The sequence below is a fragment of the Enterobacter sp. AG326 genome, assembly GCF_004362415.1.
GTDB lineage: Bacteria > Pseudomonadota > Gammaproteobacteria > Enterobacterales > Enterobacteriaceae > Enterobacter > Enterobacter asburiae.
Window position 1 is genome coordinate 1 of sequence record NZ_SNXG01000002.1, and the last position, 26,187, is coordinate 26,187.

Annotated in this window: 27 protein-coding genes; 11 read left to right on the plus strand and 16 right to left on the minus strand. The window is 57.4% G+C overall.

Annotated features, from left to right (window positions below):
• Nucleotides 1-163: 163 nt before the first annotated feature.
• A complete protein-coding gene (locus DFO52_RS06965) occupies nucleotides 164-1,015 on the minus strand; it encodes a hypothetical protein (RefSeq protein ID WP_029741040.1) in 852 nt (283 codons plus the stop codon).
• Between the two features lie 143 nt (nucleotides 1,016-1,158).
• On the opposite strand from DFO52_RS06965, the gene fetA reads away from it, so the two are divergent.
• Both fetA and fetB read left to right on the plus strand, forming a co-directional pair.
• Nucleotides 1,159-1,830 (plus strand): iron ABC transporter ATP-binding protein FetA, encoded by a 672-nt coding sequence (fetA, locus tag DFO52_RS06970; RefSeq protein WP_133549869.1) that lies wholly within the window; start codon nucleotides 1,159-1,161, stop codon nucleotides 1,828-1,830.
• Complete coding sequence (gene fetB, locus DFO52_RS06975) at nucleotides 1,823-2,605, plus strand: iron export ABC transporter permease subunit FetB (protein ID WP_023310623.1); 783 nt, start codon at nucleotides 1,823-1,825, stop codon at nucleotides 2,603-2,605. The genes fetA and fetB overlap by 8 nt, the downstream gene beginning before the upstream one ends.
• A gap of 49 nt (nucleotides 2,606-2,654) precedes the next feature.
• On the opposite strand, the gene DFO52_RS06980 is transcribed toward fetB, so the two are convergent.
• From DFO52_RS06980 to tesA, 3 genes are read right to left on the minus strand one after another with little or no spacing between them, the layout of a single operon-like run.
• Nucleotides 2,655-3,509: a co-chaperone YbbN gene (locus tag DFO52_RS06980; protein WP_029741043.1), complete on the minus strand. Its 855-nt coding sequence runs from the start codon at nucleotides 3,507-3,509 to the stop codon at nucleotides 2,655-2,657.
• A 58-nt stretch (nucleotides 3,510-3,567) separates the two neighbouring features.
• The gene (locus DFO52_RS06985; RefSeq protein ID WP_014882827.1) at nucleotides 3,568-4,338 is read right to left on the minus strand and encodes an SDR family oxidoreductase; all 771 of its coding nucleotides are present in this window, start codon (nucleotides 4,336-4,338) and stop codon (nucleotides 3,568-3,570) included.
• 28 nt (nucleotides 4,339-4,366) lie between these two features.
• Nucleotides 4,367-4,993: a multifunctional acyl-CoA thioesterase I/protease I/lysophospholipase L1 gene (gene tesA / locus DFO52_RS06990; RefSeq protein ID WP_133549871.1), complete on the minus strand. Its 627-nt coding sequence runs from the start codon at nucleotides 4,991-4,993 to the stop codon at nucleotides 4,367-4,369.
• Between tesA and ybbA the strand changes: the two genes are divergently transcribed.
• The 3 genes from ybbA to DFO52_RS07005 all read left to right on the plus strand — a co-directional run bounded on the left by ybbA (nucleotide 4,961) and on the right by DFO52_RS07005 (nucleotide 9,387).
• Entirely contained in the window at nucleotides 4,961-5,647 is a 687-nt protein-coding gene (ybbA, locus tag DFO52_RS06995; protein WP_054829843.1) for a putative ABC transporter ATP-binding protein YbbA, read from the plus strand. The genes tesA and ybbA overlap by 33 nt on opposite strands.
• Nucleotides 5,644-8,058, plus strand: coding sequence for a putative ABC transporter permease subunit YbbP (ybbP, locus tag DFO52_RS07000; RefSeq protein WP_133549873.1), 2,415 nt, complete (start codon nucleotides 5,644-5,646; stop codon nucleotides 8,056-8,058). Before ybbA ends, ybbP begins: the two co-directional genes overlap by 4 nt.
• A gap of 183 nt (nucleotides 8,059-8,241) precedes the next feature.
• The gene (locus DFO52_RS07005; protein ID WP_133549875.1) at nucleotides 8,242-9,387 is read left to right on the plus strand and encodes a porin; all 1,146 of its coding nucleotides are present in this window, start codon (nucleotides 8,242-8,244) and stop codon (nucleotides 9,385-9,387) included.
• 125 nt (nucleotides 9,388-9,512) lie between these two features.
• On the opposite strand, the gene mnmH is transcribed toward DFO52_RS07005, so the two are convergent.
• The 7 genes from mnmH to ppiB all read right to left on the minus strand — a co-directional run bounded on the left by mnmH (nucleotide 9,513) and on the right by ppiB (nucleotide 14,223).
• Nucleotides 9,513-10,583, minus strand: coding sequence for a tRNA 2-selenouridine(34) synthase MnmH (gene mnmH / locus DFO52_RS07010; protein WP_133549877.1), 1,071 nt, complete (start codon nucleotides 10,581-10,583; stop codon nucleotides 9,513-9,515).
• Between the two features lie 84 nt (nucleotides 10,584-10,667).
• On the minus strand, nucleotides 10,668-11,735 hold the full coding sequence (gene purK, locus DFO52_RS07015; protein WP_059346279.1) for a 5-(carboxyamino)imidazole ribonucleotide synthase: 1,068 nt from the start codon (nucleotides 11,733-11,735) through the stop codon (nucleotides 10,668-10,670).
• Nucleotides 11,732-12,241 (minus strand): 5-(carboxyamino)imidazole ribonucleotide mutase, encoded by a 510-nt coding sequence (purE, locus tag DFO52_RS07020; RefSeq protein ID WP_014882834.1) that lies wholly within the window; start codon nucleotides 12,239-12,241, stop codon nucleotides 11,732-11,734. Before purE ends, purK begins: the two co-directional genes overlap by 4 nt.
• A gap of 161 nt (nucleotides 12,242-12,402) precedes the next feature.
• Entirely contained in the window at nucleotides 12,403-12,588 is a 186-nt protein-coding gene (locus DFO52_RS07025; protein ID WP_133549879.1) for a hypothetical protein, read from the minus strand.
• Between the two features lie 67 nt (nucleotides 12,589-12,655).
• Nucleotides 12,656-12,865, minus strand: coding sequence for a YdgH/BhsA/McbA-like domain containing protein (locus DFO52_RS07030; protein WP_023310633.1), 210 nt, complete (start codon nucleotides 12,863-12,865; stop codon nucleotides 12,656-12,658).
• Between the two features lie 137 nt (nucleotides 12,866-13,002).
• Nucleotides 13,003-13,725, minus strand: coding sequence for a UDP-2,3-diacylglucosamine diphosphatase (lpxH, locus tag DFO52_RS07035; RefSeq protein WP_133549881.1), 723 nt, complete (start codon nucleotides 13,723-13,725; stop codon nucleotides 13,003-13,005).
• 3 nt (nucleotides 13,726-13,728) lie between these two features.
• Nucleotides 13,729-14,223 (minus strand): peptidylprolyl isomerase B, encoded by a 495-nt coding sequence (gene ppiB / locus DFO52_RS07040; protein WP_010428247.1) that lies wholly within the window; start codon nucleotides 14,221-14,223, stop codon nucleotides 13,729-13,731.
• Nucleotides 14,224-14,397: 174 nt separating this feature from the next.
• Here ppiB and cysS point away from each other — a divergent pair, with 174 nt between their 5' ends.
• Nucleotides 14,398-15,783: a cysteine--tRNA ligase gene (gene cysS / locus DFO52_RS07045; RefSeq protein WP_029741052.1), complete on the plus strand. Its 1,386-nt coding sequence runs from the start codon at nucleotides 14,398-14,400 to the stop codon at nucleotides 15,781-15,783.
• A 92-nt stretch (nucleotides 15,784-15,875) separates the two neighbouring features.
• Here cysS and DFO52_RS07050 read toward each other — a convergent pair whose 3' ends face one another.
• The 5 genes from DFO52_RS07050 to folD form a co-directional block, all read right to left on the minus strand.
• The gene (locus DFO52_RS07050) at nucleotides 15,876-16,397 is read right to left on the minus strand and encodes a metal-dependent hydrolase (protein WP_133549883.1); all 522 of its coding nucleotides are present in this window, start codon (nucleotides 16,395-16,397) and stop codon (nucleotides 15,876-15,878) included.
• Nucleotides 16,398-16,471: 74 nt separating this feature from the next.
• Entirely contained in the window at nucleotides 16,472-17,488 is a 1,017-nt protein-coding gene (malI, locus tag DFO52_RS07055) for a Mal regulon transcriptional regulator MalI (protein ID WP_133549885.1), read from the minus strand.
• 86 nt (nucleotides 17,489-17,574) lie between these two features.
• Entirely contained in the window at nucleotides 17,575-19,074 is a 1,500-nt protein-coding gene (locus tag DFO52_RS07060; RefSeq protein WP_133549887.1) for a PTS transporter subunit EIIC, read from the minus strand.
• A gap of 233 nt (nucleotides 19,075-19,307) precedes the next feature.
• Nucleotides 19,308-19,520, minus strand: coding sequence for a ribosome-associated protein YbcJ (ybcJ, locus tag DFO52_RS07065; RefSeq protein WP_023334767.1), 213 nt, complete (start codon nucleotides 19,518-19,520; stop codon nucleotides 19,308-19,310).
• Nucleotide 19,521: 1 nt separating this feature from the next.
• Complete coding sequence (gene folD / locus DFO52_RS07070) at nucleotides 19,522-20,388, minus strand: bifunctional methylenetetrahydrofolate dehydrogenase/methenyltetrahydrofolate cyclohydrolase FolD (protein WP_008499332.1); 867 nt, start codon at nucleotides 20,386-20,388, stop codon at nucleotides 19,522-19,524.
• Between the two features lie 310 nt (nucleotides 20,389-20,698).
• On the opposite strand from folD, the gene fimA reads away from it, so the two are divergent.
• From fimA to fimH, 5 genes are all read left to right on the plus strand, one after another.
• The gene (gene fimA, locus DFO52_RS07075; protein WP_023310641.1) at nucleotides 20,699-21,262 is read left to right on the plus strand and encodes a type 1 fimbrial major subunit FimA; all 564 of its coding nucleotides are present in this window, start codon (nucleotides 20,699-20,701) and stop codon (nucleotides 21,260-21,262) included.
• Between the two features lie 68 nt (nucleotides 21,263-21,330).
• Entirely contained in the window at nucleotides 21,331-21,876 is a 546-nt protein-coding gene (gene fimI, locus DFO52_RS07080) for a type 1 fimbrial protein subunit FimI (protein WP_023310642.1), read from the plus strand.
• A 34-nt stretch (nucleotides 21,877-21,910) separates the two neighbouring features.
• A complete protein-coding gene (gene fimC, locus DFO52_RS07085; RefSeq protein WP_023310643.1) occupies nucleotides 21,911-22,603 on the plus strand; it encodes a type 1 fimbria chaperone FimC in 693 nt (230 codons plus the stop codon).
• Between the two features lie 14 nt (nucleotides 22,604-22,617).
• A complete protein-coding gene (locus tag DFO52_RS07090; protein ID WP_133549889.1) occupies nucleotides 22,618-25,179 on the plus strand; it encodes a fimbrial biogenesis usher protein in 2,562 nt (853 codons plus the stop codon).
• Complete coding sequence (gene fimH / locus DFO52_RS07095; RefSeq protein ID WP_029741057.1) at nucleotides 25,172-26,179, plus strand: type 1 fimbria D-mannose specific adhesin FimH; 1,008 nt, start codon at nucleotides 25,172-25,174, stop codon at nucleotides 26,177-26,179. The genes DFO52_RS07090 and fimH overlap by 8 nt, the downstream gene beginning before the upstream one ends.
• Nucleotides 26,180-26,187: the final 8 nt, after the last annotated feature.

Sequence of the window (26,187 nt, forward strand, 5' to 3'; positions counted from 1 at the left end):
TTAAACTCTTCAGGATAACGCTTACCGCTCATGGGCACCTCTCTTTAAGTCATCTTAAATGACTCTGAGGTGTCTGTTAAACCCGTGGCGATTCAAAGGACAGGAACAACGATAAGCATAAAAACCTCCTGTTTTGCATGCTGTGATGAGTGAAAGTGTATGTTTATTGCTCGTAAGTATAGGTAAAGTCAGAGATGAATCCATCACCCGCTTCGGCAATGGCTTTGGATAATCCCTGGTAGTACTTCTCCAGCCCCAGCGCTTCGATACGCTGGATCTGTTCGCGGATAGGGGCGCAGAACAGAACGGCATTCCCCGCTTCAACGCGCTTGTTATTAGGGGGAAGGTCGCCCGCGATGGCCTTGAACCACGTTCTGATACCCTGCTTTAAATTATGCGGCGCTTTTGTCAGGTTATCCATGCCCGTCAGAACCTGCAGGGTAGGGAACTCATCGGCCAGCACGGCGGTTTTCATGCGCGCAAAGAACTGGCTGAACAATTCAAACGATCCCAGATCGGTCACGCGCGGTTTGGTGGTTTTACCGTTCTTATTGCCGATTTTACCCGCTTTCGACGCTGCGGCCGGAACCGCATTCACCTTTTCCAGCTCCAGCCCGAATAACAAATTACAGTGCGCGCGGCGCTCTTTCAGCGGGTAGGACATCAGCACGTCAATGAATTGGGTGGCCTTTACATCCGCAAGATCGTGGTTGATAAGCCACTGGGTGCGAGAAAATTCAGCCGGAGAGACGAACCAGTCGGGTACTTCATTGAAACGTTTTGATTTTCCCTTGCCGTCAAATTCCAGGAAGTGTGTCCCGTTATCGAAGGCGAAATAGCAATTTTTGAAACTGCCGATCGTGGTGTTCACGATGAGCGCCTTCTTAACAAAATCCACCACCTCTGCACCGATGACAAAACGCGTGAGTTCCGAAGATTTGATGACTTCCATTAATGTTTCGACATCAGGAACACCAGGCTTCAGGGAAGGAAACTCATAAAAGATATGTGCCATGCTGCTTACTTCCTGTAGTGATGGTGGAGACAAATGACAAACAAAAAGTTTAACACTTGCTTTAGCGTGAGGCTATTCGCTCTGTGCGCACGAAAGGATTATGCTACAGGCGGTTATTACACGAAGCGGTTAACGGAAGCGTAATGAACGATAAAAAAGAACTATTACATCTCAGGGATATTGGATTTCGTGTTGGAGAAAACATTATTCTTCAGCACGTCGGGTTTAGCCTGTCGTCGGGCGAGTTTAAACTCATCACGGGCCCCTCAGGCTGCGGTAAAAGCACGCTGCTGAAAATTGTGGCCTCGCTCCTCAGCCCGACGGAGGGCACCCTTCTGTTTGAAGGACAGGATATCGCGTCGCTTTCCCCGGAAAGCTATCGCCAGCAGGTCTCCTACTGCGTGCAAACCCCCGCGCTTTTTGGCGATACGGTTTATGACAACCTGATTTTCCCGTGGCAAATCCGCAATAAAACGCCGGAGCCGGAAAAGTTTATCAGCGATCTGGCCCGCTTTGGCCTGGCGCAGGAGACGTTAACCAAATCTATCACCGCGCTGTCGGGCGGAGAAAAGCAGCGCGTCTCGCTGATCCGCAACCTGCAGTTTTTACCGAAGGTGCTTTTGCTGGACGAAATTACCAGCGCGCTCGATGACGCCAACAAGCGCAACGTTAACGAGATTATTCATCGCTACGCCCGGGAGCAGAATATTGCCGTGCTGTGGGTGACGCACGATGCTAATGAAATAACCCATGCGGATGACGTCATTACGCTTCAGCCGCACGGCGGGAAAATGCAGGAGGCTAACCGTGGGTGAGCATAACATTACCAATGAATCACTGGCGTTTTCGATGGTGCTGGTGCTGATTGCGATTGTGGTCAGCTACCGGGAAAAGCTGGGGCTGGAAAAAGATATTGTGTGGAGTATCTGCCGCGCGGTGGTTCAGCTCATCATCGTCGGCTATGTGCTGAAGTATATTTTCAACGTCAACCACGCGGTGCTGACGCTGCTGATGGTGCTCTTTATCTGTTTCAACGCGGCGTGGAATGCGAAAAAACGCAGTAAATACATTGATAAGGCGTTTATCTCGTCGTTTATCGCCATTACCACCGGGACGGCGCTCACGCTGGCTGTACTGGTGCTCTCCGGCTCGATTGCCTTTACGCCGATGCAGGTTATCCCCATCTCCGGCATGATTGCGGGGAACGCCATGGTGGCCGTTGGGCTGTGTTATAACAATCTCGGCCAGCGCTTCAGCAGTGAACAGCAGCAGCTACAGGAGAAATTAAGCCTGGGAGCGACGCCTAAAGTGGCCTCGGCGCGGCTGATTCGTGAGAGCATTCGTTCATCGCTGATCCCAACGGTAGATTCAGCCAAAACGGTGGGGCTGGTGAGCCTGCCGGGCATGATGTCGGGGCTGATTTTTGCCGGTATCGATCCGGTAAAAGCGATTAAGTATCAGATCATGGTGACGTTTATGCTGCTTTCCACGGCAAGCCTGTCAACCATCATTGCCTGCTACCTGACCTATCGGAAGTTCTACAACGCGCGCCACCAGCTGGTGGTGACGCAGTTAAAGAAAACGGGTTAAGCCTGTTTTGTAGGCCCGGTAAGCGTTAGCGCCACCGGGCATTTTTTTGTTAGTAGAGCAACGCGTACAGCTGACGACGATACTTCGACGCCAGCGCGTCTCCGGTGCCCAGCGCGGCCAGAATTTCCTGGAACATCTTACGCGCCTGACCGTCTGCGGCGGCCAGATCTTTTTGCAGGTGGCTAAACAGCAGCTCCAGCGCCTCTTCGTTACGCCCCACCTGGTGCAGCTGCAGCGCCAGCTGGCTTGCCAGCGCGGCATCGGCCGGGTTATCGGCGACCTGCTGCTGCAGCTGCTGAATTTCTGGGGTGTCCGCCGCCTGTTTCAGCAGCTCAATTTGTGCGACCAGCCCCTGATAGCGGGTGTCCTGATCCTGCATCGGGATAGTCTTCAGCACGGCTTCCGCGTCTTCTGAACGGTGCAGGGCGATCTGCGTTTCCGCCAGCAGCAGGCCGATCTGGCTGTTCTGATTCGACAGCTGCCACGCCTCTTTGAGCAGCGGCAGCGCCTCGTCGTATTTACCTTCCTGCATCAGCGCCATGCCTTCCTGCGCTTTCAGCTCTTCTTCGCGCGGCAGCACTTTATCCAGCAGGGCGCGAATCGCCTCTTCCGGCTGCGGCCCCTGGAAGCCATCAACGGGCTGGCCGTTCTGGAACAGATAGACGGTTGGGATGGCGCGCAGTCCAAACTGGGACGCCACCATCGGCTCGGCGTCGCAGTCCAGCTTAGCGAGAATGAACTGACCGTTGTACTGGGCAGCAAGGCTTTCCAGCACCGGCGTCAGCTGCAGGCAGTGTTGGCTGCGTTCAGACCAGAAGTAGAACAGGACCGGTTTGGTCATCGACTGTTCAAGGGTCTGTTGCAGGTTAGCTTCTGTAATATTGACGATATTCTGTACGGACATGCGGCTTTCTCTTTTGTCGGTTTGTTCTTTACATGGGGATGAGCGTCGTCGCTTCAACTCAACCGTGTAAAATTTTGTCCATCATCCGGCCCGGCAGCAGGCGTTTTAACCAGCCTACGGCGTGGGTGACCAGCGTCACCGGATAGCGCATTTTGGGATGTTCGCTCTCAAAAGCATGGCGCACTTTGGCCACAACCGCCTCTGGCCCGAGGGTAAAACGTGCGGCAATGCCGGGGTTCTCGACCGGTTTATCCGCCTGGGTCTGGTTCACGTTTTCGGTAAAGCGGGTGCGGATCGGGCCGGGCTCAATCAGGCTGACCTTAATGCCGCTGTGGCGCAGCTCCATGCGCAGGGCGTCGGACCAGGCCTCCAGCGCATATTTGCTGGCGGCGTAGGCGCCGCGGCCCGGGGTGGAAATCAGCCCCATCACTGACGATGTCATCACGATGCGCCCTTCACCGTGCGGCAGCATCGCGGGGAGCAGACGCATGGTGAGCTGATGCACGCCGAAGAAGTTGGTCGAAAACTGTTTCTCCAGCGTTTCGCGGGAGAGCGTATCCAGCGGACCATAAACGCCGTAGCCGGCATTGTTAAAGAGCCCGTAGAGACGATTGTCGGTCAGCGCGATCACTTCATCGGCGGCGCGTTCAACGCTCTCCGGCGAGTCCATATCCAGCAGCACGCCGGTAAAGCCCAGCCCGTTCATGCGTTCGACATCGTCGGGTTTGCGACAGGCCGCCAGCACCCGAAACCCCTGGCGCTTCAGTTCGAGCGCGCTTTCCAGGCCGATTCCACTGGAACATCCTGTAATTAAGACCGATTTTTGCATAACTTTACCTGTCAGGATCTCCGCTTATTCAGGAGTCATGTTTAACTAAAGGAGCCAGCCGCGTTGCCATCCAGTCGGCAATAAACGGCTGCGCATCGCGATTGGGGTGGATCCCGTCGTCTTGCATCCACTGGGGTTTGAGATAGACCTCTTCCATGAAAAATGGCAGCAGCGGAATATCAAACTCTTTGGCAAGCTTAGGGTAGATCGCGCTAAAGGCTTCATTATACCGACGACCGTAGTTGGCGGGCAGGCGAATTTGCATCAGCAGCGGCTGGGCGTTTGCCGCTTTGATATCCTGCAAAATGGTGCGCAGCGTTTGCTCGGTTTGCTGAGGCTGAAAACCGCGCAATCCATCGTTACCGCCAAGCTCCACCAGCACCCAGCGCGGCTGGTGCTGTTTGAGCAGCGCAGGCAGGCGCGACAGGCCCTGCTGCGAGGTATCACCGCTGATGCTGGCGTTGATTACCGGCGTCTTGCTCTGCCATTTGTCGTTGAGCAGAGCGGGCCAGGCCGCGCTGGCCGCCATGCGATAGCCTGCGCTGAGGCTGTCGCCGAGAACCAGTAACGTGTCCGCTGCCGCCGCGCGGAAGGTCATCAGAATCAAAAACAGGAAGGGCAAATGCCAGCGGAAAACAGTGTTGAAGTTCATCATCTTAAGAAGTCCGTCGGTCAGGGGGAACACGAGCTTTCCATCCTTACTGGAGTTGAACTCGTTGTCAAACGCGCTGAAACCATCGCGCTGATTGGCGAATCCGGCTCCGGCAAGTCCACGCTGCTGGCGATTTTGGCCGGTCTGGACGACGGCAGCAGCGGCGAGGTCCACCTTGTCGGGCACCCGCTGCACCAGCTTGATGAAGAGGCGCGGGCCGCGCTGCGCGCGCGTCACGTTGGTTTTGTTTTTCAGTCCTTTATGCTGATTCCCACCCTGAACGCGCTGGAAAACGTCGAACTCCCGGCGCTGTTGCGCGGTGAAAACAGCCGTGAAAGCCGCACGCATGCGAAGGCGCTGCTGGAACAGCTCGGTCTGGGGAAACGTCTCTACCATCTTCCCGCGCAGCTTTCCGGCGGCGAGCAGCAGCGCGTGGCGCTGGCGCGGGCGTTTAATGGCCGTCCCGAAGTCCTGTTTGCCGATGAGCCCACCGGTAACCTTGACCGTAAAACCGGCGACAAAATTGCCGACCTGCTGTTTTCGCTCAACCGCGAGCACGGCACCACGCTGATCCTCGTGACCCACGATCCTCAGCTCGCCGCCCGCTGCGACCGTCGCCTGCGTCTGGTCAACGGTATTCTTCAGGAGGAGGCATGATTACCCGCTGGTTCTGGCGCGAGTGGCGCTCGCCCTCGCTGCTGATCGTCTGGCTGGCGCTAAGCCTGGCGGTGGCCTGCGTGCTGGCGCTCGGCAGCGTCAGCGACCGCATGGAAAAAGGGCTCAGCCAGCAGAGCCGGGAGTTTATGGCGGGGGACAGGACGCTGCAAAGCTCCCGCCCGGTGCCGTCGGGCTGGATTGACGAAGCGCACAAAGAAGGGCTGAAGGTGGGGGAGCAGATAACCTTCCAGACCATGACCTTTGCGGGCGACACGCCGCAGCTCGCCAGCGTGAAGGCCGTCGATGATATCTACCCGATGTACGGCGAATTGCAGACCAGCCCGCCCGGGCTGAAGCCGAAGCCCGGCACGGTACTGCTGGCATCACGTCTGATGGCGCTTCTGAACCTGAAACCCGGCGACAGTATTGACGTCGGCGACGCCACGCTGAAAATCGCCGGGGAAGTGGTGCAGGAGCCCGACTCCGGTTTTAACCCCTTCCAGCTTGCACCACGCCTGCTGATGAACACCGCGGATGTCGCGGCAACCCATGCCGTTCAGCCGGGCAGCCGCGTCACCTGGCGCTACAAGTTTGGCGGCACGCCTGCGCAGCTTGACGCGTATGAAAAATGGCTTCTGCCGCAGCTCAAGCCGGAGCACCGCTGGTACGGGCTGGAGCAGGACGAAGGGGCGCTCGGCAAATCTCTTGAACGTTCTCAGCAGTTCCTGCTGCTTTCGGCGCTGTTAACCCTGCTGCTGGCCATTGCGGCGGTTGCCGTGGCGATGGGGCACTACTGCCGCAGCCGCTACGACCTGGTGGCGATCCTCAAAACTCTGGGGGCGGGCAGGGCGCAGCTGCGCAAGCTGATTGTCGGCCAGTGGCTGATGCTGCTGATTCTGTCCGCGCTGACCGGCGGAGTAATGGGGCTGCTGTTTGAAAAACTGCTGATGGTGATGCTTAAACCGGTGCTCCCGGCCGCCTTGCCGCCGGCCAGCCTCTGGCCGTGGCTGTGGGCGATGGGCGCAATGACGGTGATTTCGCTGCTGGTGGGGCTACGCCCCTACCGCCTGCTGCTCGCGACGCAGCCGCTGCGCGTGCTTCGCAATGACGTGGTGGCGAACGTCTGGCCGCTGAAGTTCTACCTTCCGGTGATTATTGCGGTGGCGGTGGGGCTGCTGGCGTGGCTGATGGGGGGCAGCACGCTGCTGTGGGCGGTACTGGCCGGGGCGGTTGTGCTGGCGCTGCTGTGCGGCGTGCTGGGCTGGATACTGCTCAACGTCCTGATGAGGCTGACGGTAAAATCCCTGCCCGTGCGCCTGGCTGTCAACCGCCTGCTGCATCAGCCGTGGTCAACGCTCAGCCAGCTGTCGGCGTTTTCGCTGTCATTTATGCTGCTGGCGCTGCTTTTAGTGCTGCGCGGCGATCTGCTCGATCGCTGGCAGCAGCAGCTTCCCCCGGAAAGCCCGAACTATTTCCTGATCAACATTGCCCCTGAGCAGGTCACGCCGCTGAAGGGCTTCCTGTCGGAGCATCACATTATTCCTGAGTCGTTCTATCCCATCGTTCGCGCGCGTCTGACGCAGATCAACGGGCAGCCAACGGACGGAAACAAGGACGAGTCGCTGAACCGCGAGCTGAACCTGACCTGGCAGGAGAAACGCCCTGACCACAACCCGATAACCGCCGGCACCTGGCCGCCAAAAGCGGGGGAAGTGTCGATGGAGGAGGGGCTGGCGACGCGGCTGAACGTGAAGCTCGGGGACAGCGTGACCTTTACCGGCGATACCCAGGATTTCAGCGCGAAAGTCACCAGCCTGCGTAAAGTGGACTGGGAAAGCCTGCGGCCCAACTTCTTCTTTATCTTCCCGCCGGGCGCGCTGGACGGTCAGCCGCAGAGCTGGCTGACCAGCTTCCGCTGGGAAAACGGCAACGGCATGCTGACCCAGCTCAACCGGGAGTTTCCGACGGTCAGCCTGCTGGATATTGGCGCGATCCTGAAGCAGGTGGGGCAGGTGCTGGAGCAGGTGAGCCGCGCTCTGGAGGTTATGGTGGTGCTGGTGACGATCTGCGGCGTGCTGTTGCTGCTTGCCCAGGTGCAGGTGGGCATGCGCCAGCGCCATCAGGAGCTGGTGGTCTACCGCACGCTGGGTGCCGGAAAGCGGCTGCTGCGGATGACGCTCTGGAGCGAGTTTGCGCTGCTGGGGCTGGTGGCGGGTCTGGTGGCGGCCATTGGCGCAGAGACGGCGCTGGCGGTGCTGCAGAGAAAGGTCTTCGACTTCCCGTGGGAGCCTGACTGGCGCCTCTGGGTGATCCTGCCTCTCAGCGGCGCGGTGCTGCTTTCTCTTTGCGGAGGCTGGCTCGGCACGCGGCTGTTAAAGGGGAAAGCCCTGTTCCGTCAGTTTGCAAGTTGATTTAGCACGGTGATAGTTGCGCACCGGGTTTTAATGCCGGTGCGCAGTGTTTAAATAGCACAAAGTGATAATACCCACTCATTTAGTAGCACAAAACATTAAAAACCCGACCACACAGCCCGATTATTTCCAGTTAATATTCACCCGCTAAATATTTAGCAGCGTGTCTATTAAGGAAAAATAATGACTATAAAAAAATCAGCGCTGGCGGTAACGATCGGCGCGGCAGTGGCATTGACTACCTTCGCTTCTCAGGCGGAAATCACCGTTCTTAAGCAGGATCCTCAGGCGGGTAACCCGCTGAGCCGACTGAATTTTACCGTTGGCGGCAGTATTCGTCCTCAGTTCCAGAACATGACCGGCGACGACGGTAAAAACAGCTACAAGCGTAACGGCTTTGACGGCGGCACCCGTTTCCGTTTCGCGGCTGATTACTACCTGTTTGATGACATCAGCTGGATCAGCTACTACGAGCTGGGTGTCAATATTCCTGCGCAGTTTAACTGGGATCACCACTACGCCGACGGCGCACACGACACCACGCGTCGTATGCTCTACACCGGTCTGAAGAGCGATACCTGGGGTACGCTGACCTTCGGTCAACAGAACAGCGTTTACTATGATGTGGTGGGCGCGAAAACCGATATCTGGGACTACGACATGATCGGTCAGGCTCCGGGTAACGGGATCAACGGTGATTACGACGGTTCTTACCGTTCACGCCAGATGCTGAAATATAAGAAAACCGTGGGCGATGCCGACATCTACGCATCTTACCTGTTTGAAGACAGCGAATACCTGCCGGGCAACGGCCTGCGCTACAAGCGTAAAGGCGGCGGTTCACTGGGTCTGGATTACCACCTGACTACCGATCTGACCTGGGGCGCCGCGTGGAACTACACCCGCGCGGACATGCGTAACCCGGACAACGGCGACAGCAAAACCTACGACCAGAACATTCTCGGTACCGCGCTGAGCTGGACCCCGGACAACTGGACCTTCTCCGCAGGCGGCGGCTGGTACCAGAACTTCCTGACCACCAAAAAAGTGTCTGTTAACGACTACTTCGCCGGTGATGCATGGGGTATTGAATACTTTGCGGGCTACAAGTTCCCAATCGGCCAGTACGCGGTTAAATCCATCCAGCCTTACTTCATGGGTGACCGTATTGAGTACGTGAACGGCCGTAACTACCAGCGCATCGACAACGGCGTGGGTATCAGCTTCCAGCTGGATTACGGTTTCCGCGTGGATTACGAACACGTGTTCACGTCCAGCACCGACAACCTGGGCGACATGAACCTGGTGCGTCTGCGTTACGACTTCTAAGTCGTCTTGTAGGGTGCGGCCTGATGCCCTCACCCTGACCCTCTCCCACGGGGAGAGGGAACAAACATTAAAAACGGCAACCCTGGTTGCCGTTTTGCTTTTACCTCGCCACCCGGCTTTATTTTTTAGCGATCAAGCCACTCAGCAATCTCTTCGTACGTCCCGCGATACACAATCTTCTCCGCCTTTTTCTCCAGCTGATAGCCGTACATCGGGTCGTAATAGTCCTTCAGCAGCGGCGTAAGCCAGCTGAAGTGCACGTCAGTGTTGCCAGAGCGTTGCTGTTCCAGCAGCGCGGAATCTAACAGCGCGGTGAATTCTGCATACCGCTGCAGCCCCAGACGGCGGCGAATGGCGAACAGGCCGTGATGCAGATACTCGCTGTACTCTTTCCAGCCCGCTTCCTCGCCGTAGGCAGCAGAAAAATCCGCCCACATGTGGTCGAAATACTCTTCGCGCAGGCGCTCAAGGCGGACGTCAAACGGGTCTTCGACGACAACGATAGGGGCTTCAACCATGCGGTCGCGCAGGCACTCCGGCAGGTGGTTGGAGCCAATCATCCGCCCCTCGTCTTCCAGCACCCAGCGCGCGGCGTCTTTTTTCAGGAGCTCAGCCGCAAGGTGGTTTTCAAAGCTGGCCTGGGAAAGCTGCGGCGTGAGCGTGCGGCCAAACGACGAACCGCGATGGTGCGCCAGCCCTTCCAGATCGATACCCTGCGCGTGCTGCTTCACCAGCAGGGTTTTACCGTTTCCGGTGCAGCCGCCAATAAGCACCATCGGCTTTTGTGACTGCTCGATGGTCACCTGAATTGCCGTCTGACGCAGGGCCTTATAGCCGCCGCGGATCAGCGGGTAGTCGACGCCCGCCTCTTTCAGCCAGGCCTGCGAGATATGCGAGCGCTGGCCGCCTCGCGCGCAGCAGAGAAAGCCCTCAGGATGGGTAAGGCTGGCTTCCCGCCAGGCGTTGATGCGTGCTTCACGCGTCTCGCCGCTCACCAGGCTGTGGCCGAGCGCCAGCGCGGCGTCGGGCCCCTGGCGTTTATAGCAGGTACCGACGGCGGCGCGCTCGTCGTCGTTCATTAAGGGCAGGTTGACCGCCGCAGGCATCGCGCCCTGGGCAAATTCGATCGGCGCGCGAACGTCGATTAAAGGGGTATCAGACGCGAGGATCGCGCGATAGTCCGTTCCATCGTTCATGGTTATTCCAGAAGAAAACTCAGCAGCAATGGGCGGGGATTGTACGCCGGGGAAGGGGAAGGTCAACTCCCCGGCGCAGATGTCTTACTTGAGCTTTGACTGTGCCCAGACAATGCCGCTCGCATATTCCGGCGGCAGGAGAGGGATCATTGCTTCCAGGGTGGCGCTCAGGCGGCCCGTGTCGCTGTCGTTCAGGTTCAGGTGACCGACCTTACGACCCGCGCGAACCTCTTTGTCATACCAGTGCAGATGCACGAGCGGCAGCTTCAGCCAGTCGTAGTTCAGATCGGTGCCGATCAGGTTGATCATCACCGACGGGCTGTTCACCACCGGCTGCGGCAGCGGCAGGTCGGCGATCGCGCGCAGGTGCAGCTCGAACTGGCTGATGGACGCGCCGTTTTGCGTCCAGTGGCCGCTGTTGTGCACGCGCGGCGCAAGTTCGTTGATCAGCAGACCGGACGGGGTGATAAAGCACTCCATCGCCATGACGCCCACATACCCGAGTTCGTGCATGATGGCAGAGAGCATATCTTCCGCCTGCGCCTGCTGGTCAGCATTGGCGTGCGGGAAGGCGACGCTGGTGCGCAGAATGCCGTCCTGATGCAGGTTATGCGTCAGCGGATAAAAGACGGTATGCCCGTCGTGCCCGCGCGCGCCAACCAGCGACACTTCGCCGCTGAAGTTGATGCCTTGCTCAACGATGCACTCGCCGTAGCAGTCGTCCGGCAGTTCTGCCGTTTCATCTGCACGCAGGCGCCACTGGCCGCGGCCGTCGTAACCGCCCACGCGGCGCTTCACGATTGCCAGCTCGCCCAGCATCGCGAAAACGTCATTCCACTCGCTTTTATCGGACAGGAGCTGCCATGGCGCGGTCGGCAGACCGAGCTTGTCGAACAGCTGCTTTTGCGTCAGACGGTCGGCGATGATCGGGAACACGTCGCGGTTAACGAAGGCGTTATGACGCGCCAGCTCGCGGGTCAGAGCCGTTTCCGGCCAGCGTTCGATCTCGGCGGTGATCACGCTCTGGTGGAACGGTACGGCTTCCGGTTCGGCGTCCAGCCCGACGGGCCAGACGGTAATACCCAGCGGCTCACCGGCCTGACGCAGCATGCGGCCTAGCTGGCCGTTACCGAGGACGCAAACCTGCTTCATGCCGCACCCCGCGGGTCCGGATTGTCCAGCACCTCGTCGGTCTGGGCTTTACGCCACTCCGCCAGACGCTGGTGTAATGCTTTATCGTGCGTCGCAAGAATTTGCGCCGCCAGCAGGGCGGCATTCGCAGCACCCGCTTTACCAATCGCCAGCGTGCCGACAGGAATACCGCGCGGCATCTGGACGATGGAGTAGAGGCTATCCACACCGCTTAACGCGGCGCTTTGGACCGGAACGCCCAGTACCGGCACCAGGGTTTTAGCGGCAATCATGCCTGGCAGATGTGCTGCGCCGCCCGCACCGGCAATGATCACCTCATAACCGTTCTCTTCGGCACTTTCGGCGAAGCTGAACAGTTTGTCCGGTGTACGGTGCGCGGAGACCACTTCAACGTGGTGCGGAACATTCAGGATTTCAAAGATTTCGGCGGCGAACTGCATGGTAGCCCAGTCGCTTTTGGACCCCATCACGATGGCGACACGCGCCGGATTATTGCGGGAAGACATGCGTCTTAAAACTCCTGTGGTGCGAAACACACTGCTTTCGAGGGCACAGAGAATAGCATGTTATACGGGCAAGGAAAACGGTTGCGCGGTTAAAAGGCGAGCAGTTATGGCGAGAAAGAGATAACAAAAAAGACCGCACGATGGCGGTCTTTTATGTGATGTTACTGAAGATCCCCTGCGGACAGGTTCTCGTTGTCAAACGCGCGGCTGACATCGATATGATTCACCATGCTGGTGTCGGCATTCGAGCCTGATTTTGGCACGGAGAAGCGATTCTCCGCGGCCTGTGCGCCAGTGGACATCACGACTGCCAGCAGCAGGGTACTTACGATGCTGATGTTTTTCATTCTCTGTTCCTTCCTCATCGTATTGTCGCTGTCGCACGTCTTAGCTGGCGGCACGGCAATCAGGGTTTTATTTAGTCAGTTCTGCTGTCATGTACACGCGGTTGTTGACCTTCGCGCTCGTAATTTTATAAGAGGCATTCTGCTCGGCAGCCTGCGCGGCAATTTTCGCTTCTGCGCGGTCAAGTGTAGAGGCGGTTGCGCTCACGCTTTGAGCGAAAGAACCGAAAGAAACCAGGGAAAGAGCGGCAACTGCAACGAAAGTTTTGATAGATTTCATGGTCGTATTCCTTAAGTGTTTTATCTGGGATAGGGCGTGTTGCCCTGATGTGATAAATAATAGGCCGACCACGGGCTGATTAAAATCGAAACAATTTGCCGATATTGTTCAAAAAAATAGAATGATAGTGTGAAGGGTTAGAACGGAAACGCGATCAGCTCCACGCCCTCTGGCGAGACTTTGACCATGGAGCCTTCGGTGTGCCAGGCACCCAACACCACGCGATGGGCCGGTTCGCCGTTGGCGATAAGGGAATGGACGTCAGGACGGTGCGTATGACCGTGGATCAACCACTGAACACCATGCTTTTCCATCACGCTCGCCACGGCCTGCGGGTTCACGTCCATGATGGTCATGGATTTGCTGCTGTTGGCGGCTTTACTGCCCGCGCGCATTCTGGCGGCGATGCGGTTGCGGATAAACAGCGGCAGAGCAAGAAATGCCTTTTGGATCCACGGGGTGTGGACCTTGCCGCGAAACGCCAGGTAGCCGGTATCGTCGGTGCAGAGCGTGTCGCCGTGCATGATCAGGACCTTGCGGCCATAGAGGTCCAGCACCTGCTCTTCCGGCAGCAGCGTCATGCCGCTTTCGCGGGCGTAGCGCTTGCCGATCAGAAAATCACGGTTGCCGTGAATGAAGTAGCAGGGAACGCCGAAATCCACGAGGGCGTGAATGGCGGCGGCCATTTCACGGTGCAGCGGGTTAGGGTCATCGTCGCCAATCCAGGCTTCAAACAGGTCGCCCAGGATGTACAGCGCATCGGCGCTTTTCGCTTCACCGCGTAAAAAACGCAGAAAACCGGCGGTTATCGCCGGTTCTTCTGTTTGCAGATGCAGATCCGCAATAAAGAGTGTCGCCACGAATTACTCGCTGACGGTCACGCTTGTAATCACAACGTCTTCTTTAGGAACGTCCTGGTGCATACCGCTGCGGCCAGTAGAGACGGCTTTGATCTTGTCAACCACGTCCATGCCTTCAACCACTTCTGCGAATACGCAGTAGCCCCAACCCTGCAGGCTCTCGCCGGAGAAGTTCAGGAAGTCGTTGTCAGCCACGTTGATGAAGAACTGCGCGGTGGCAGAGTGCGGAGCCTGAGTACGGGCCATTGCCAGCGTACCGCGGGTGTTTTTCAGACCGTTGTTCGCTTCGTTTTTGATCGCTTCTTTGGTCTCTTTCTGGTTCATGCCAGGTTCGAAACCGCCGCCCTGGATCATAAAGCCGTTGATCACGCGGTGGAAAATGGTGTTGTTGTAGAAACCTTCGCGGCAGTAGTCCAGGAAGTTTTTAACTGTTTCAGGCGCTTTGTCATCAAAGGTTTTGATTACGATATCGCCATGATTAGTGTGGAAAGTAACCATTTTTGCATCCTGTTCCGTTATTGTGGTACGTCGACCCGCGTTCGGGTCATCTATAGGGGCTTGTTATAGCATAACCACAGGATGCGATCACCTTGCATTGTGTGCTGCTTCGGGTTTGAATTACGGGTAGAATAGCCGGTTTTCAACCACACACGTGTTTACATGGAATCTTCGATGTTAAAAATCTTTAATACAATGACGCGCCAGAAAGAGGAATTTAAACCTATCCATGCCGGGGAAGTCGGCATGTACGTGTGTGGTATTACGGTTTACGATCTCTGTCACATTGGCCATGGCCGTACTTTTGTCGCCTTCGACGTGGTGTCACGCTACCTGCGTTTTCTGGGCTACACCCTGAAATACGTGCGTAATATCACCGACATCGACGACAAAATCATCAAGCGCGCTAATGAAAACGGCGAAAGCTTTGTTGCGCTGGTCGATCGCATGATCGTCGAGATGCACAAAGATTTCGACGCCCTGAATATTCAGCGCCCGGACAGCGAGCCGCGCGCGACCCACCATATTCACGAAATCATCGAGATCACCGAAAAGCTGATCGCTCGCGGTCATGCCTACGTTGCCGACAACGGTGACGTGATGTTCTCGGTGCCGACGGATCCAACCTACGGTTCGCTTTCCCGTCAGGATCTGGATCAGCTCCAGGCCGGCGCGCGCGTTGACGTGGTTGACGTGAAGCGTAACCCGATGGACTTCGTGCTGTGGAAAATGTCCAAAGAGGGCGAGCCAAGCTGGCCATCACCGTGGGGCGAAGGCCGCCCGGGCTGGCACATTGAATGTTCCGCGATGAACTGCAAGCAGCTGGGCAAGCACTTCGACATTCACGGCGGCGGTTCGGACCTGATGTTCCCGCACCACGAAAACGAAATCGCGCAGTCCACCTGCGCCCACGGTGGCGAGTACGTTAACTACTGGATGCACTCCGGGATGGTAATGGTTGACCGCGAGAAGATGTCTAAATCGCTGGGTAACTTCTTCACCGTGCGCGACGTGCTGAAGTATTACGACGCGGAAACCGTGCGCTACTTCCTGATGTCCGGCCACTATCGCAGCCAGCTGAACTACAGCGAAGAGAACCTGAAGCAGGCGCGCTCGGCGCTGGAGCGTCTGTACACCGCGCTGCGCGGGACCGACAGGTCTGTTCCTGCTGCAGGTGGCGAAGCGTTCGAAGCTCGCTTTGTTGAGGTGATGAACGACGACTTCAACACCCCTGAAGCGTACTCCGTGCTGTTCGACATGGCGCGCGAAGTGAACCGCCTGAAGTCAGAAGATATGGCCGCGGCGAATGCGCTGGCATCCCATCTGCGTAAGCTCTCCTCCGTGCTCGGCCTGCTGGAGCAGGATCCGGACGCGTTCCTGCAGAGCGGTGCGCAGGCGGACGACGGTGAAGTGGCGGAAATTGAAGCGTTGATTAAAGCGCGTCTGGAAGCGCGTCAGGCCAAAGACTGGGCGGCGGCAGATGCGGCGCGTAACCGTCTGACCGAGATGGGCATCATTCTGGAAGATGGCCCGCAGGGCACCACCTGGCGCCGTAAGTAAGTCCGGTGCGCGCTGATGCCCTCACCCCAGCCCTCTCCCACAGGGAGAGGGTGCAAACACTAAAAACGGCAACTTGAGTTGCCGTTTTGCTTTTACCTCCGTCTCCACCACAGCAACCCCATCAGCACGACTCCCGGCAGCCACACCCACAGCAGTTCTGAAACGATCACCTTGTGCCCGTACGGCGTGGTATAGCGCGACAGCGCAAACGGCGCGACCTTAATGACCTGCCATGGCGCAAAGAAGCGTTCATCTGACCACGGCCACAGCCAGCCGACGCCTTTCCCGCCCGTGGTAATCGAATCCAGCAGGCTGTGCGACAGCAATGACACGGTTAAAAACAGCCAGCACCGCGTCAGGCTGGCCCGGAACCATCGTCGGCCGATCAGCACGCAGAGTATCGGCACTACAAACGCGAACAGCAGGGAGTGGGTAAAGCCGCGATGGCCGAAAACATTGCCGTACGCGACGCCGAACTTGAACGCCAGCACGTCGGCATCCGGCAGCATGGCGAGGACAATCCCGGCAAACAGCAGGCGGGGAGGAATCACTTTGGTTCCGAGGCCTAAGCCCAGACAAAGCGGAACAGCGGCGTGCGTAATAACGGTAGGCATTGCGATTATCCATGGCAAATCATGGAAATATAGCAGCAATCCCGCGCCGGCAGACCCGCGTCAAATTCTTATTTTTACGCCGACTCGCGTGCGATAAGCTGCCCGGAAAGCGTAATGCGCTGGGTTTGCAGCGTCGGCTCCTTCAGCGTGCGAATAATCAGCCCGGCAGCCTGACGCCCGGTCTCTTCGCTGGCGGACGACACGTAGGTGAATGACGGCGAGGTGAGGTTAACGTGGAGCATATCTTCGAAACCGACCAGCGCGACCTGCTGTGTTAAAAACACATCTTTGCCCACCGTTCGTCCGACCTGATGAATACCGGAGATGGAGCCGATCATGGCATCCGGCGAGTGGCAGAGCAGGGCGGTGATGGTGTTGTTTTTTTCCAGCAGCTGGCGGGTGGCGAAACCCGCGGCCAGGGTGTCATCGCTGCAGGCCGGAGAGTATTCGTCCCGCCAGACCAGCCCGTTTTGCGTCATCGCGCTGCGAAAACCGAGCAGGCGCTGCTCGCGGATAAGGCAGCCTTCACGTCCGCCAATGTAGGCGATATTGCGATGGCCGCGCTCGATAAGATAACGCACCGCCAGATTTGCCGCCTGACGGTTATCGCGCATCACCAGATTGCATTTTTCATCCAGCAGCGACTGAGAGACCACCACCAGCGGCAGCGGGCAGCGGCGAATCTGTTCCGGCAGGGTGGATGTGCGGGTATCCGAGGCCAGATAGATAACCCCGGCGACGCCCTGCTGCTTAAACGACAGCAGGCAGCGCTCAAGATGGTCATGGTCGTTCAGGGGTTGGCCGAGAAAAACCATATACCCCTGTTTTTCAAGATCCTGGACGATACTCGCCATCACCTTGATGGAGAAACTGTCGCTAAAGTCACGGAGGATCAGGCCAATCAGATTGGACGTATTGGCGCGGAGGTTGGCAGCGGCAACGTTATGAACATAGCCCAGCGTATTGATGGCAGCGTTGACCTTCTCGATCGTTGCCTCTGAGATTTTCCCTTTCTGGCGCAAAACCAGCGAGACGGTTGAGACCGATACGCCCGCGTGCTTTGCGACATCAATAATGCTGACTTTCTTCAAAACCGCTCCCTGAAATTCACCGATTATCAGTCAGATACGACAATGCGTCTCCCAGACTACAGGAGACGCGTCGTTCAGGCATCTTATTATTTGCCGATCATGGTGGACATGGTCTGGGCGATAAACTGTGCTCTGGCACCGAAAATCACCTGAATACCGTTGTCGCCGACGAAGACCACGCCGCGCGCGCCGAGTCCGTTCAGGCCGTCCTTATCGACCACCTCGCTTTTTGCCACTTCCAGGCGAAGGCGGGTGATACAGGCGCCGACGGAGTCGATGTTGTGCGCCCCGCCCAGCAGGGAGATGATCTCGGTCGCGAGTTCTGAATCAGACTTATCATCCGCGTTGGCGGTCACTTCAGTGCGGCCCGGCGTTTTCACGTCGAAACGACGGATCACAAAGCGGAACGTGAAGTAATAAATCAGGCCCATTGGAATGCCGATGATAATCGCATTCAGGAAGTTGGTCTTGTAGCCGTTAAAGGACGGCAGGATCCCGAATGACAGATAGTCGATAAAGCCCGCGGAGAACGACTTGGCGATATGCGCATGCAGCAGATACATGGTCATGTAGGCCAGGCCCGCCATGATGGCGTTAAAGACGTACAGAATCGGCGCCACGAAGATAAAGGTAAACTCGACCGGTTCGGTAATCCCCGTCAGGAAGCAGGTCAGCGCCGCAGAGAACAGAATACCGGCCGCGATTTTCTTATTCTTCGTATGGGCTTCGTGATACATCGCCAGGCACGCGGCGGGCAGCGCGAACAGCATCAGCGGGAATTCGCCCTGCATGAATTTACCGGCATTCTGGTAGGTGTCGCTGCTGAAGGACTTCACACCTTCTTCCAGCATCTTGAACCAGATGGTCTGGTCGCCGTGGATCACCTGTCCTGCCTGGGTGGTGTAATCCCCGAACGAATACCAGAAGGACGGATACCAGATGTGGTGCAGGCCGAGCGGGATCAGCGCGCGCTCTACCAGACCGAAGATAAAGGTCGACGCCGCCTGATTATCGCCGTTAACCACCACGGAGAGCGCGTCGATACCGGCCTGGATATGCTGCCACACGTACGGCAGCAGCAGCCCCATCAGGAACGACAGAAACGCCGTTGCAATGGCCACGAAGCGCTTGCCGGAGAAGAAGCCCAGGAACTCCGGCAGCTGCATGGTGTGGAAGCGGTTATAGCACCAGGCCGCGAGAATACCGCAGATTAGGCCACCGAAGACGCCCATCTGCAGCGTTGGGATGCCGACCACCATGGCGTATTTCCCGCCCTGGGAGGCCATTTCCGGCGTGATGCTCAGCACGGTGCTGATGGTGATATTCGTGACAAACACCGACACCGCCGCAGAAAGCGCCGCGATGCCGGATTCTGACGCCAGACCCACGGCGGAGCCAATGGCAAACAGCATCGGCAGGTTATCAAAAATAACCCCGCCCGCGTTCATCATCAGCGGCAGATGGAACTTATCGCCGAAGGCCAGCAGCAGGCCCGCAGCGGGAAGCAGTGAAATTGGCAGCATTAAGGCGCGACCAATCATCGATAACTTAGACAGCGATTTAACAAACCCTGATATCAGACTCATGCTGATTTCCCCCGAGTAGCGCTTTTTTGGCGCTGTTATTGTAAGTAGAACGTTTTAGTAGAACGTTCTACTTATCGTGGGCAAAGAGTGAAAAACGCGCAACTGAATTTTCACGTTTCAACAGATGAAGAAGTGATTATTTGAAGTTGATCGATAAATAACCGCGATGGGTGTGAGGGGATTTTTTATCCCTCTCCCTGTGGGAGAGGGTTAGGGTGAGGGCATCAGACGGCTCAGGCCGTAACGGTTACGCTCTGTCCTTCAAAGCTCACGGTCTGACCCGCGACAATCTTGCAGCGCTTGCGCGTTTCTACCACGCCGTCGACTTTTACCAGCCCGTCGGCGATAACGATTTTCGCCTGCGCGCCGCTTTCGCTCCAGCCTTCCAGCTTAAGCAGATCGCACAGCTCAACGTGCGGGTGTTTACCTAATGAAAAAGTCGCCATCTTACGCGTCCTCTACGTCGTGATATTCTTCGCACGCCTGCAGCGTATTCTGAATCAGCGTTGCTACGGTCATCGGGCCTACGCCGCCCGGTACGGGGGTAATGTAAGACGCGCGCGCGGCGGCATCTTCGTACACCACGTCGCCGACCACTTTGCCGTTTTCCAGACGGTTAATCCCGACGTCCACGACAATCGCGCCCTCTTTGATCCACTCGCCCGGAATAAAGCCCGGCTTGCCGACCGCGACGATCAGCAGATCGGCGTTCTCGACGTGGTGACGCAGGTTTTTGGTGAAGCGGTGGGTCACGGTGGTGGTGCAGCCGGCCAGCAGCAGCTCCATGCTCATCGGGCGGCCCACGATGTTGGACGCACCGATAACCACGGCGTTCAGACCGTAGGTGTCGATGTTATAGCGCTCCAGCAGCGTCACAATGCCGCGCGGCGTACACGGGCGCAGACGCGGCGCGCGCTGGCACAGGCGGCCAACGTTGTACGGATGGAAACCATCCACGTCTTTATCCGGTGCAATACGCTCCAGCACCTTCACGTTGTCGATACCCGCCGGCAGCGGCAGCTGAACCAGAATACCGTCGATCTCTTTATCGGCATTCAGGGTGTCAATAAGTTCCAGCAGCTCTGCTTCGCTGGTGGTTTCCGGCAAATCGTAAGAGCGGGAGACGAAGCCCACCTCTTCACACGCTTTGCGCTTGCTGCCGACATAAATCTGCGATGCCGGGTTGCTGCCAACCAGCACAACGGCCAGCCCGGGGGCGCGTTTTCCGGCAGCTTTACGCGCCTTCACTTTTTCCGCGACCTCAGAGCGCACCTGCTGCGCAATCGTTTTACCGTCAATAATCTTTGCTGCCATCAGAGAGAAGATTCCGTCTGTAACGTTTGAAAGGGGGGATGGCGTGTATTTTGTCAGAAGCGAGCGTCGCTGTCAGTCACCCTTTACGCGTTTTTATCAGTGAGACGCAAAAACCCTTCTTAGGGGATGGTCAATTTCTTAGGCGGTATTAGGATGTGACCTGGCGAAATGGCAGCGTTTTGACATATTTAAAAAACGCGTCCTGAGCTACTTTGTCTCCTCCGAAATAAGCTTTCAATTAATCAATTGAACGTATTTCTTATTCCCGATTATTCGCGGGAAGGGTTATTTACATTTTAAAGGAATAGACATGAAACTCAGCAACATTGCTTCTACTGTTATTGCTACTTTGGCCCTGGTTGCAGGTGCCGCAAATGCAGCAGATCCTGCTGCGCCGGTTTCCGTTAATGGCGGTACCGTACATTTTAAAGGTGAGCTGGTTAATGCGGCTTGTTCAGTAAATACTGATTCTTCCGAGCAGACCGTTAATCTGGGCCAGTATCGTACCGCGAAATTTACCAAAGTGGGCGACACCACCTCTAATATTCCATTCAATATTGAACTGAATGATTGCGATCCGCTGGTTGCCAAAACTGCTGCTGTTGCGTTCACCGGTCAGATCGACCCAACCGACAAAACCCTGCTGGCCGTGACCTCCGGTAACAACGACAACACCGCGAAAGGCGTGGGTATTGAGATCCTCGACAGCAAATCCAGCGTTCTGACCCCAGACGGTGCGACCTTCTCTGCTGCGCAGACGCTGATCGAAGGGACCAACACCCTGAAGTTCACCGCACGTTACAAATCAACGGCTGCCACCACTGAGCCAGGCCAGGCGAACGCTGACGCCACCTTCGTAATGAAATACGAGTAATTCCTCCGCACAGGGATGTTCAGGCCTCACGGACGAGGCCCGTCATACGCAAATGCCAGGAACGAAGGATGACAAGGACTGGAACACTACTGCTGTTAACCCTTGCGATGGCTTGTCCGGCATCGGCGCATACCGTGGTGATCGAAGGTGGCAAGGTTCATCTCCGGGGTGAACTGGTGAACGGCGGCTGCGCCGTGGCGCCCGACAGCCAGAATATGCGCATCGACATGGGGCAGTACCGAACCAATTCATTTTCCGGTGTGGGCAGTTTTTCCACGGTTAACGTGCCTTTTACCGTGCGGCTGCTGGACTGCAGCGTTGATGTTTCGCGCACCGTGGGCATCCAGTTTCAGGGCGTGACGCCCGCAGAAGATCCGCAGGTCTTTCTGGCGACATCGCGGCCGGGTGAAACACCTGTCAGCAGCGGCGTGGGGCTGGCGCTCTTTGACGAACAGCAGCGTCAGATTATCCCAAACGCCACGGCCGTCAGCTGGCTGCCGATCGATACCCGCGAGCTCGCGTTCCATTTTAGCGCCCGCTATCGGGCTATTTCCGAACACCTCGAGCCAGGCAAAATTCAGTCGGATGTCTGGTTTACGTTGATTTATCCATAACACCTGCGAACTCATTATTAAAGGTACGGTTGTGATGAATACCCTAATTAAACCAGGACTTTTTTTATCGTTTATTTTGATGATGGTTTCTGCCTGCGCAAATGCTTCCGGCGGTATTGCGCTGGGGGCCACGCGCGTTATTTATCCCGCAGAGGCAAAGCAAACGTCGCTGGCGATCACCAACAGCAACAAACAGGAACGCTATTTAATTAACGCGTGGATCGAAAATGCGAGCGGGCAAAAAGAAAAAACCTTTGCTGTCACTCCGCCCCTGTTTGTCAGCGAGCCGAACAGTGAAAACACGCTGCGTATTATTTACGCCGGGCCGGCGCTGCCAGCCGATCGCGAATCGCTCTTTTACATGAACGTGAAGGCGATCCCATCGGTGAACAAAGCGAAAACGGAAAACAATAACGTGCTGCAGCTGGCGATCCTCTCACGCATCAAGCTGTTTGTGCGCCCGAACAACCTGGCGATGCAGCCGGAAGAGGCGCTTTCCCAGCTGCGGTTTGAGCGCGCGGGCAGCCATCTCAAAGTCAGCAACGCTTCCCCGTATTACATCACCCTCGTCAATCTGAAGATGGGCGGGCAGACGCTGGAAAACCTGATGGTTGCGCCGAAAAGCTCGGCACAGCAGGTGCTGCCAGCCGGTGCCAGCGGCACGCTTTCCTGGCAGAGCGTGAATGACTACGGTGCTATCACCCCGGCGCGTAGCGTTAACCTGTGAGCAGAGTCAGGGCGATGAAAAACCACCAGGGACGTTACTGCCCGGTTGCACTGGCGCTGATGGCTGCGCTCTGGCCGCAGGCTGGCTGGAGCGAAAGTTATTTCAACCCGGCCTTTTTGTCCGACGACGCCGCCAGCGTGGCGGATTTGTCGCGTTTTGAACAAGGACACCAGCAGGCACCCGGCGTTTATCGCGTGGATATCTGGCGTAACGATGAGTTTATCGGTACCCAGGACGTGCGTTTCGAGCAGGCCGAGAACACGCCGCCGGTAGCGGGCGGTTTATCGGCCTGTATTACGCGCGCGATGCTCGATCGCTTTGGCGTCAACGTCGCGGCGTTTCCCGAGCTGGCTAAGGTGCAGGGCGACACCTGCGTTCCGTTGACCACGGCCATACCCGGCAGCGAAACGGCTTTCAACTTTGCCTCACAGCGTCTGGACGTCAGCCTGCCTCAGGTGGCGTTGCAAAACAGCGCCCGGGGCTACATTCCGCCCGAACAGTGGGATGAAGGCATTCCCGCCGCGCTGGTGAACTACAGCTTCACCGGTAACCGGGGAAGCGAAGACGACAGCTATTACCTCAACCTGCAAAGCGGGTTGAACTATGGCGCCTGGCGTTTACGTAACAACGGCGCATGGCGGTACACGCAGAATAACGGGCAGCGGCACAGCGAGTGGCAGAATATTGGCACCTGGGCGCAGCGCACCGTCATCCCGCTTAAAAGCGAACTGGTGCTGGGCGACAGCAATACCGGGAATGACGTCTTCGACAGCATGGGTTTTCGCGGCGGACGGCTTTTCTCGTCTGACAGCATGTACCCGGACAGCCTGCAGGGCTACGCGCCGACCGTGCGCGGGATCGCCCGTACGCCCGCCAAAGTGGTGGTTCGCCAGAACGGATACGTTATCTATCAAAGCTACGTCCAGCCTGGCGCATTTGCCATTACCGATCTTAACCCGACCTCCTCAAGCGGTGACCTGGAAGTCACGGTCGAAGAGAAAGACGGCACCCAGCAGCGCTATATCGTGCCGTACTCCACCGTCCCGCTCCTGCAGCGCGAAGGTCGCTGGAAGTACGACCTCGTCGCGGGGGATTACCGCAGCGGGAACAGCGATCAGGACACACCGTTCTTCACCCAGGGCACCCTGGTTACCGGTCTTGCCAACGGTTACACGCTCTACGGCGGTACGCAGCTGGCGTCACGCTATACCGCGGTGGCCGTCGGGGCCGGGAAAAACCTGGGCGACTGGGGCGCGGTCTCGCTCGATATCACCCACGCCCGCAGCCAGCTCGCGGACGACAGCAAGCATGAAGGGCAGTCTCTGCGCTTCCTCTACGCGAAATCCCTTAACGGCTTCGGCACCAACTTCCAGCTGCTGGGCTATCGCTACTCCACAAAAGGGTTTTACACCCTCGACGATGTCGCCTGGCGCTCAATGGAGGGCTATCAGTATGCGGATAGCCAGAACGATAACGATGTGCCGGACGTGCAGAGCTATCACAACCTGACGTGGAATAAAAAAGGCCGCTTCCAGCTCAACGTTTCTCAGTCGCTGGGGGACTACGGCTCGGTCTATATCTCCGGCAGCGAGCAGACCTACTGGGGAACAGACGAGACGAACCTCTGGTACCAGCTGGGCTACGCGGGCGGCGTGAAGGGGATCAACTACTCCGTCTCGTGGTCGTGGAACAAATCCGTTGGGATAGACGGCACCGATCGGATCGCGTCGTTTAACGTCTCCGTGCCGTTCAGCCTCTTTACCCGTCAGGGCTATCGCCGGGACAGCGCGATTGACCGCGCCTACGCTACGGCATCCGCCAGTCGAAACAGCGATGGCGACACAAGCTGGCAAACCGGCGTCAGCGGAACGCTGTTGGAGGACCGCAACCTGAACTACAGCGTGACCCAGGGACACGCCAGCACCAACGGCTCAAGCGGAAGCGCCAGCGCCAACTGGCAGGCGACCTACGGCACGCTGGGCGTGGGCTACAACTATTCCCGCGATCAGCACGATCTCAACTGGCAGCTCTCCGGCGGGGTGGTCGGCCACGCCGACGGCGTGACCTTCAGCCAGCCGCTGGGCGACACCAACGTGCTGATCAAAGCGCCGGGGGCATCGGGCGTCAGTATTGAAAACCAGACCGGGGTGAAAACCGACTGGCGAGGCTACGCGGTCATGCCGTATGCCACCGTCTATCGCTACAACCGCGTGGCGCTGGATACCAACACCATGAGCAACAACACCGATATCGAAAACAACGTGAGCAGCGTGGTGCCGACCAAAGGCGCGCTGGTACGCGCCAGCTTTGATACCCGCATTGGCGTGCGCGCCCTGCTGACGGTGATGCGCGGCAACCAGCCGGTGCCGTTCGGCGCGGTGGTGCGTGAGACCAAAAGCGGCGTCACCAGCATGGTGGGGGATGACGGACAAATATACCTGAGTGGGCTGCCGCTGGAAGGCGAACTGCTGATCCAGTGGGGCGACGGGGCGCAGTCCCAGTGTCGCGCACCTTACAGCTTGTCTGAACAGAGCCTGCAACAGGCAATCACACTTAAGGGGATCAGCTGTGATTAAAACTCAACTCTTTGCCTTGTCGCTGCTGGCGCTACTGCCCGCGACAAACGCATTAGCGACCGTGTGCGTCAATGAAAAAGGCGTGCCGACGGAAGTGCATTACGACCTGACGGATAAATTCAACAGCTCGAATAACCAGATTGGGCAGGTCGTGACGCTCAGCGAGAAATCGCAGTGGGTAGGGGTGAATGCCGTCTGCCCTAAGGGCACGACCGGGAATACCACCAAGCGCAGCTATGTGACCGATTATCCGGTAACGGGGACCAGCGATGGCTACCAGTATCTGAAGCTTAATGACTATCTGGACGGGGCGATGAAAATTACGGACAGCTTTGCTGGCGTATTTTATCCGCCAAAAAGCTATATCCAGATGGGGAGCCATCCTAACGTCTCCAAAAACAAACCGTTTGGCGTTCAGGACTCCAGCCTGGTCTTCCGTCTTAAGGTGACCCGGCGTTTTATCAACATGGTGGTGATCCCGCGTGCCACCATGTTCCGCGTTTACGTCACCACCACCTCCTCCGATCCGCTCACCACGCCGGTCTATACCATTAGCTACAGCGGAACCATTCAGGTGCCGCAAAGCTGCGCCATCAATGCCGGTAACGTGGTGGAGTTTGATTTCGGCGACATTGGCGCCTCCTTGTTCAGCAAGGCGGGCGTGGGTAACAAGCCGGAGGGGGTCTCATCGCAAAGCAAAACCATCGCCATCAAATGCACCAACGTGGAGGCGAACGCCATGCTGACTATGCGCGTCGAGGCGGAAAAGGTCTCTGATAATGTGCTGGTATCGGATAACCCGGATGTGGGGTTCATCATTGCCAACGAGAGCGGGGCGCCGCTGACGCCCAACAACCTGACAAGCAAAATTCCGTTCCGTCTCGACGACAGCGCGCAGGCGCAGGTGGGGATCCGGGTCTGGCCGGTGAGCGTGACGGGCAATAAGCCGGCGGAAGGGCGCTTCACCTCGCGCGGGTATTTGCGCGTGGATTACGACTAAGGAGCCGA